The sequence below is a fragment of the Scytonema hankhaensis NUACC26 genome (assembly GCF_045865695.1).
Classification (GTDB): Bacteria; Cyanobacteriota; Cyanobacteriia; order Cyanobacteriales; family Nostocaceae; genus Scytonema.
In genome coordinates this window covers 20,093-28,164 of sequence record NZ_BAACAP010000125.1, presented here as the reverse complement: position 1 = coordinate 28,164, position 8,072 = coordinate 20,093, and the positions used below count along the sequence as shown (strand labels likewise).

The 8,072-nt window shown below is 43.6% G+C and carries 6 protein-coding genes and 1 pseudogene; 3 read left to right on the top strand and 4 right to left on the bottom strand.

Translation table 11 applies throughout. The features are described 5' to 3' along the window. Positions 1–821 (bottom strand): NAD(P)-dependent oxidoreductase (locus ACKTT2_RS07085; RefSeq protein ID WP_407885257.1); only part of this gene is annotated, 821 nt, incomplete at its 3' end. Between the two features lie 33 nt (positions 822–854). Beyond that, positions 855–1,922 (bottom strand): aldo/keto reductase, encoded by a 1,068-nt coding sequence (locus ACKTT2_RS07080; protein WP_407885256.1) that lies wholly within the window; start codon positions 1,920–1,922, stop codon positions 855–857. Positions 1,923–1,948: 26 nt separating this feature from the next. Here ACKTT2_RS07080 and ACKTT2_RS07075 point away from each other — a divergent pair. Together ACKTT2_RS07075 and ACKTT2_RS07070 are read left to right on the top strand one after the other, a co-directional pair. Next, positions 1,949–2,611 (top strand): annotated as a pseudogene (locus ACKTT2_RS07075) (tyrosine-type recombinase/integrase). After that, a complete protein-coding gene (locus ACKTT2_RS07070; protein ID WP_407885255.1) occupies positions 2,608–2,889 on the top strand; it encodes a hypothetical protein in 282 nt (93 codons plus the stop codon). Before ACKTT2_RS07075 ends, ACKTT2_RS07070 begins: the two are co-directional and overlap by 4 nt. A gap of 390 nt (positions 2,890–3,279) precedes the next feature. Here the strand turns inward: ACKTT2_RS07070 and ACKTT2_RS07065 are convergent, their stop codons facing one another. Then, a complete protein-coding gene (locus tag ACKTT2_RS07065; RefSeq protein WP_407885254.1) occupies positions 3,280–4,752 on the bottom strand; it encodes an FAD/NAD(P)-binding protein in 1,473 nt (490 codons plus the stop codon). 430 nt (positions 4,753–5,182) lie between these two features. Here ACKTT2_RS07065 and ACKTT2_RS07060 point away from each other — a divergent pair, with 430 nt between their 5' ends. After that, positions 5,183–5,446 carry a hypothetical protein gene (locus ACKTT2_RS07060; RefSeq protein ID WP_407885253.1) on the top strand — a complete coding sequence of 88 codons (264 nt, stop codon included), beginning with the start codon at positions 5,183–5,185 and terminating at the stop codon, positions 5,444–5,446. A 388-nt stretch (positions 5,447–5,834) separates the two neighbouring features. Here the strand turns inward: ACKTT2_RS07060 and ACKTT2_RS07055 are convergent, their stop codons facing one another. After that, positions 5,835–8,072 carry a xanthine dehydrogenase family protein molybdopterin-binding subunit gene (locus ACKTT2_RS07055; RefSeq protein WP_407885252.1) on the bottom strand — a complete coding sequence of 746 codons (2,238 nt, stop codon included), beginning with the start codon at positions 8,070–8,072 and terminating at the stop codon, positions 5,835–5,837.

Below are 8,072 nucleotides of genomic sequence, written 5' to 3'. Positions count from 1 at the left end.
CCCCATCCTTGATTAACCGCTGCTTTGATAGTTTCTCTGACAATTACGGCAGCAGGCGTGGGAGAATTCAAATCTTGGGCAAATCGAGCGATTAAATTCGCATCTTTGAGCATGTGCTTTAATGCGAAATTCGGTGTAAAATCGCGATTTATCAGCATCTTGCCCATGCCGTCAAAAATCGGAGAGCGAAAATCCACCACATGCAGCACATCAAGAACGTCTTTTGGATTCAGTCCGGCTTTAGTCGCCAGAATCATCGCTTCCCCTAACGCTTCGATTTGGGTTGCCACAATCGAGTTACCAATGAGTTTCATTGCAGCGCCTTTGCCAGTGTCGCCCAGGTAATGTATCGTTTCGCTTAACGGTTCTAAAATCGGTTTGACTTGCTCAAATACGTCCCACTTGCCACCAACGACAATCCACAATCCCCCGGCTGCGGATTCGTTTTTACTGCCGAAAACGGGAGCATCGAGAAATTCCACTTGCTTTTCGGCATAAGCTGCGGCTTGTCGGCGTGATGTGTCGGGATGAACTGTACTCATGTCGATGGCGATTTGTGGCGAGCGCACGTTTGATAGAATGCCATCTTGCCCAAAGACAACTTCTTCAACCGCGTTATCATTCGCGAGCGAGTACATAATCGCCTCAGCATTTTCCACCGCTTTTGCAGGTGTTTGAGCTTGTGTTGCACCTTGTTCAACCAGAGGCTTACAGGATTCTGGGCTGCGATTCCAAACTGTGACATCATAACCCGCTTTCAGCAAGTTGGTTGCCATGCCACTGCCCATGATGCCAAGTCCTAAATATGCAATGCGTTTCATAATGGTGTTCTCAATGGAAGATAGTATTAATATTTACCCCAACCAAGCTGGATTCATGGCTGTACTATCATTTTGGTTTGTGGTCTTATATCGTTCGTACTGCCCTTTAGCCGCAGCCTCACGGGTACGCGCTAACAGTGCTGTAACTCGTGTCCGATCCATTGGCTCAAACGTGCGGACTGCCTCAAACGCCTGGTCTAAAATTCTCATACTGTCGATGCCCGTAATTACGACTGAGGTTGGCAAATTCATTGCGTAGTGCAGGCACTCGATCGCACTGACCGTGTTGCTTCTGAGAATGTAAGACTCCCCGATTGTTTTCATTGCCAGGACACCAATGTTGTTTTTTACTAGCACAGGTAGAACCTGACGTTCAAAACTTCTAAAATGGGCATCCATGACATTTAATGGCATCTGTACAGTATCGAAGCGGAAACCATTTTGTGTAGCAGTTTCCAGCATCTGAAGGTGAATTTGAGGATTCTTGTGTCCTGTGAAACCAATATAGCGAATTTTGCCCGCTTTCTGCGCCTCAACGAATGCCTCCATTGAACCGCCAGGAGCGAAGACGCGATCGGGGTCTTCAAAGCGTAGTATTTCGTGATGCTGCACTAAATCAATGCGATCGACCTGCAAATCTTTGAGCGACTCATCAATCTGCATTTTGGCAGCAGCTTTAGTGCGACCGTCGATTTTCGTCATTAAAAAGACCTTTTGGCGATAACCATCCTTAAGAGCATTTCCCATCCAACGGTGGCTACGTCCGTTGTGATAGTCCCAAGAGTTATCCATAAAGTTGATGCCGCGATCGATGGCACTGCGGATCAGCTTAATACTTTCTTGCTCATCTTGAATTTTTCCAATGTGATACCCCCCCAAGCCAATCACAGAGACTTGTTCTTTGGTGCGTCCAAGGGTGCGATATAACATTTCGCCGCGTCGAGTTGGAGTGGGTGTTTGGGCTAGCAGTTGAGTATTTTCATCAACGGGTTCTGTCTGAGCGAGGAGCGGCTGCAAAAATCCTTCCGAAACTGTAAGTCCTGCTGCCACTAATCCCGAAGCAGAAGCAGTTTTTAACAAGCTGCGTCTACTAATTTCCATAATTGTCTCCTACAAGCAACAAAAGAATGAGCCGTATATTACCACGGCAATCTGGCACACAGACTCTAACTAAGGTGTGTTTTGAAACATATTTCGCAAGATGCATTCACAATGCAATTCTGGAGGCGACAGCGACGGAAACACTGAGAAATAAAGTAATGTTAGCGATGTCATATGATGCAGCTCTAAGACGGGAGGAGTTATGTGCATTAACAACTTCTGACATAGCTCCGGCTTTTAGGTTAATAACCATTAGGGCAGAAAATACTAAAAACAGGCTTGAAAGAATTGTTCCTGACTCAGAAGCGACAGGGGTTTTATATAGCAATTACTTAAGATACCGTCGTCAGTTAAGTAGGGAACGAGGTGGATTGTTTCTCTCAGAATCAAGACGTAATAAAGGTAAACCCATCTCTATTTCTACTTAGTCAAAAGTAGTAGAGGGGATTGCATCTAGAGCCAAAGTAGAACAATTTACTACTCATACACCAAGACATTTATGTTTAACAGACTTAGCTCGTACTGGATGGGATTTACATGAAATAGCTAAGTTTGCAGGACACCGTAGTATGGAAACCACTCAAATTTATATCCATTTAAGTGGACGGGACTTAGCTCAAAAATTTGAAAGTAGCATGAGTAGTGTTCATGCTTGGCGTATTGCAATGATAACGGAAATACTGAAATGAAAGAACTAAAGACAACAAGTAATTTATCTCTACAAGATCGGAAATGGCAATTTCCTATAGACGTTGATAAATATAATTGCCATCTTGATATTAATAATGATGAGAAAAAAGAAATTCAAGCTATTTTAAAAACTACATATAGACGTTCCCATAAAACAGATAAAGCTTTAGAAAGATTGCTAAATCCTCTTTATGATGTTTTCAAGTTTATTCAAACTCAAAAAAGATTTATTTTTCCCATAGTGAAAGTGATTTTGCGAGAAATAGACAATAAGTAAATATCATTTTGGGGATGGACAGAACAAGAATGGAAAGACATTTTATGTCAAAATAATAAGGAATTTAATAAGATTTATAAAACCGGAGGTAATTGTAGACGTGATTTAATCATAATTGCTTATTTACTGTGTAATTGTAACATTCATGCTTTCCTAGATAATCAATTAAGGAAAGGAATAGTCGAGCGAAGCTTGACTCTTCCTCTCACCCTCTACGCGACGATCGTTAGCGACTTTTTAACATTCCTTGGAGGTATTGACAAAATACACAAAATTTTCGTCATCGCTGATGCAGCAAGCTACACTTTTGGCATTGGGAGCTGTTAAGGAGAATGGTAACGGGATCGCGGAAGTCCTCACCCTCAGCCGTTAGGCAGGGTGAGGAGAATGTCACAACAGCTTGGCGGTAGAAGCCGTTGTCTGTTGGCTTTGCACCCCAAAAAGTTGAGAATATTTACCCTCAGTTTCTATTTGCTTTCTTAACTCTTGAGCTAAGTTATTCGCCTGTACTCGAATCATAGGTACTCCTATAGTTTCCCAAAGGTCGCCAATACGAGGTGAACCTAGCGTGTAGAGCCATTTGGAAGGTGCGTCTTTGCGATCTAAAAGTGCTCCATTCTCAGCAGTTTTGATGCCAAATCCCAAGGTGTGGGGGCAAAGGAGTCCTTGTTGCCGTAGATTGTCTACCAAAGGATGTTGCAATTTCTCATAGTTGTAAGTGGGTCCAGTACAGTTGAGTACTCGACTCACTCGTAACACAATATTGTCTTTGGTATGCCGTAGGTAGATTGTCACATCGACGCCATCAGTCACTTCATGATAGGACGCAATACGACCAGCATGTACGACTAGTTTGCCGGAGTTCCGTAATTCATCCACTACATCTGCTATCTCTGGCGCAATTCGATGACGATGGATATCCCAATAGGAACGAAGGTGACGTAAAAATCGACGCTGTTCATCAACAGGCAGCGTTTGCCATAAATGTTGAGTGACTGGACGCAGTGAGTCTATGACTGTCCGCCAGTCCTGATTTTGAGCTGCTAGAGCTTGAACTTCCTCACGGATTTTACGAACTAAAGCACGAGTTTGAGGCGCTGTTTGTGGATTGAAGCGATCGTGAGTCACATCTGGTTTATGACGGTGGGGAAGTAACCCATGACGGGAAACGACATGAATTGTCCCTTGATGTCCATGCTGCTTTAGGGCAACCACCCGATCTACCATTGTTAAACCAGACCCAATCAGCAAAATCGATTCTTCTGAGTTTAACTCGTTCAATGCGTCATTAGACCAAGCAGATTTCACGTAGCGATCGCTCGAATAAAACTCAGCTGTCTGTACGCGAGGATTGCTGGGTGGAAAGTTGCCAAAAGCAAGAACAACGATTTCAGTGTGTAGAACTTGATGATTCTGCAAATGCACTGTTGCACCATGAGTTTGAGGCTCAATTGCAACTGCTTCATCATTGATCCGCTGCAAGCGCACACTAGGAGCAGCATTTTCCTCTGCCTCATTCAAGATAGCTTGCAGGTAACTACCATAAAGCTTGCGAGGAAGAAAAGTCTTTGGATGCACATCTTGAGGTCGTAGCGACTGGGTTAGATGCGCTTGGTTTTCAAGCCAATGCAAAAAGTGACCTGAATCATCTGGAAACGCGCTCATATCGTCCGCTGTCACATTCAGCAAGTGACAATCTTCTTGGGTACTATAAGCCACACCTCGACCAAACTGAGGGTTGTGACGCTCAATCAAGTAAATCGTCAGGGGAACTGTTGCTTGACGTAAAAGCTGCACCGCCACCAGAGTTCCGCTACAACCGCCACCTATGATGCTAATACTAATAGACTTAGATGAAGTCATAAAACTGGATAATATAAAATCACAGCCGTAACATCAATAAGCTCAAATCTTGCTCCTGTCGAGCGCAAGTCATGAACTTAGATGAAGAAATTCTGTTACTTGAGTGATATACCGTATTTCTTTAATTAGAATTGCATGTCCAAATGGCTTACATCATCCATCTAAAGGTGTATTCGTCAAAAGACAGTGCGTTCCCACCTGTGAAATACAATATGTATTTATCCTCTAGTGTCTGACATTCAAGTTAAGAAGCAGTATTAAGTACGGATATCCATATCATGTTAAACTTGAGGAACTTCAAACTTCTAGCTTCAAGCCTTGTGAACTTATGAGTTATCGTGAACAATTTATTTGGAATCGGAGTATTGATTTAGCTGTCAAAGCTTCAATTTAATGAAGCTTGTACGGATGGGAGAAATTTCTCATATAATTGTTGCACACAAAGATACTCCATTATAAATCTAATAAAATTCAATCACTCCAAGCCAAAATTAAGACTCTTAAGCAACAACACGAGAGTGGTAGATTTAGTGTAACCTTTGGCAGCAGCAGATTATTTGACAAACAGAACCGTTTAGAAATAAATGGTTACACCAATCATGAAGCATGGCGAGAAGATTGGCGTCATGCTAGAAGTAACCGAATTTACTATGAAGGCGCAAAACTTTTTCAATCAGGCAATCAGCTACGTTAAACATGGAATATTTTGCCTTCAATGAAGAATTGTGCATGATTAATGAAAAGTTTGAAAAGTTGTTTGGAGTCAACACTCGCAAAAATGGGGAAAGAATTGCGAATAAAGTCATAGATATTGCCAAATCTATCCAATTTTTATGGCACTCACAAGGCTGCTTCAGATCGTAATGAACTTAATTGTATCGTCGCGCATCAAGATTTTTGGGGTTACTCGGAGTAGCTAGAGAGCCAGTCCCGTAAGTAGGTTGGCACAATAAAAAAAAATCATATCAAGTAGGTTGGGTTGAGGCTTTGCGAAACCCAACAAACTCTGCAAAATGTTGGGTTTCGTTCCTCAACCCAACCTACAAATATTATAACCGTTTAACCGAACATGATATCATTCATCATTTCTGTACTTTTTCTGAAAACATTAATTTATCAGGTGTAATTGGTAACTCACGAATGCGTTTACCCGTAGCGTGATAGACTGCATTGGCGATCGCCGCAGCTGCCCCAACAATGCCAAGTTCACCAAGACCACGCGCCCCCATCGGGTTAATGTATGGATCTGGCTTGTTAATAAAAGCAACATCAATATCAGGTATGTCTGCGTGTACTGGTACTAAATAATCTGCAAGGTTAGCGGTAACGAAGCCGCCAAGATTCGGATCGGATACAGTTTCTTCCATAAGTGCCATACCGATGCCGAAAGTGATGCCGCCAATCAATTGACTGCGTACCAGTTTGGGGTTAAGAATAGTTCCGGAATCGAAAACACCCACAAAGCGTGTCACGCGAATCTCTCCGAGCAGTGGATTAATTTTCACTTCGGCAAAGTGTGCGCCGAAGGATTGGAAGGAATATTTTTTCTGCTCGTCTCCTGGTTCGGTGTCGCTTTGAGTTTCCACACTTGGCTGTTGAGTACGATTGAGAATTTTAGCGTAGCTGTCAGTTTTATCTGGCTGATTTTTTGGGAATAACCTACCATCACTAACAACAATTTCCTCTTCTTCAACTCCATAAAGTGGGGAGGCTTTGTCAGCGACCGCCATACGAATTAACTTGCTTTTGGTAGCTTTAGCAGCCGTCACTACAGCAGTCCCTACACTCACAGTTGTCCATGAGCCACCGCTCACAGGTGCGGGTGGAAATTGCGAGTCGCCTAGTTGAAACTGAACTTTTTCTAGCGGTAATCCTAAAGCATCAGCAGCAAGTTGGTTCATACCTGTGTACGTACCATTACCGAAATCGTGAGTTGCACTTTGAACAACTACCCGTCCGTCAGCAAACACAATCACTTTTGCTGATGCTGGTTGTCTTCTACTAGGATAAGCGGCGGTAGCCATACCCCAACCAACAAGCAAGTTGCCATCTTTCATTGAGCGTGGTGTTGGGTTGCGTTGCTGCCAACCAAATCGCTCTGCTGCTTGCTGGTAACATTCTTTTAGGTACTTGCTTGACCAAGGTTGACCTGTTTCGGGATTGATATCAGTGTCATTCATCAACCGCAGAGTGACTGGATCGATATTTAAGGCGATCGCTAATTCATCCAATGCTGATTCTAGGGCAAACATTCCCGAAGCTTCACCTGGAGCACGCATGAAGGTTGGCGTGTTGTAATTGAGGCGTACCAATTTGTGTGTTACTTCTAAATTTGGGCAAGCATACAAGTTGCAAGTTGTCAAACCGCAGGGTTCAATGAAATCAGCAATCATTGAGGTTTGGGTAAAGATGGCGTGACGAATTGCCGTGAGTTTGCCATCTTTGCTTGCGCTTAGAGTCAGGGTTTGGATTGTGCGCGGACGATATCCGACGGAAGTAAACATTTGCGGGCGGGTAAGGACAAGTTTCACAGGGCGATTTACCTGCTTAGCTGCAATTGCGGTGAGGATGACGTGTCCCCAAATAAACCCTTTTGAGCCAAACGCGCCGCCAATATACGGACAGATCGCTCTAACTTGCGACTGCGGCATTCCAAAGGAATGAGCGACAATTCTCTGTACGCCTTTGAGCCAGCGGGTTGTATCGTGTAGCGTTAGTTCTTCACCATCCCAATTGGCGATCGTCGCCGACATCTCGATAGGATTGTGATGTTCGATGGGTGTGGTGTAGGTTTGTTCCAGCTTGATATCTGCTGTGGCTAACGCCTGTGCTACATCACCGCGATGTACCTGCAATTTTTCTCTGTCAAAAAACAGTTCTGGTTCTGATGCTTGTTCCTTTTCCTGTTCTATTTGAAAGTGCGGCGGTTGTTCTTCATAATTTACTCGCACAAGTTCAGCAGCATATTCCGCCTGTTCTAAAGTTTCGGCGACCACGATCGCTAAGTGTTGACCATAATAGTAAACAATGTCATCCTGTAACGGTTGCCGCCGTTCGCACGGTTTCTTCTCAGTAAGATCCTCTGGTAAAGGGTTGAGTTTAGGCGCATTTTTATGGGTAACAATAGCCAGCACACCGGGCGCTGTCTCAGCAGCAGTGGTGTCAATATCAATAACGCGACCATTGGCGATCGCACTCTGTACAATCACAGCATGGGTAAGATTTTCTAATTGCCATTCTGCTGTATAACGTGCTTCACCCGTAACTTTAATGCGGGCTTCACTGCGATCGATTGGTTTACCAACCACCTCGTTAACCAT

Bases quoted from the DNA above. Each gene is read 5' to 3' on its own strand.
- ACKTT2_RS07080 (WP_407885256.1), bottom strand. From the start codon at position 1,922: ATGGAAATTAGTAGACGCAGCTTGTTAAAAACTGCTTCTGCTTCGGGA.
- ACKTT2_RS07070 (WP_407885255.1), top strand. From the start codon at position 2,608: ATGAAAGAACTAAAGACAACAAGTAATTTATCTCTACAAGATCGGAAA.
- ACKTT2_RS07065 (WP_407885254.1), bottom strand. From the start codon at position 4,752: ATGACTTCATCTAAGTCTATTAGTATTAGCATCATAGGTGGCGGTTGT.
- ACKTT2_RS07055 (WP_407885252.1), bottom strand. From the start codon at position 8,072: ATGGTTAACGAGGTGGTTGGTAAACCAATCGATCGCAGTGAAGCCCGC.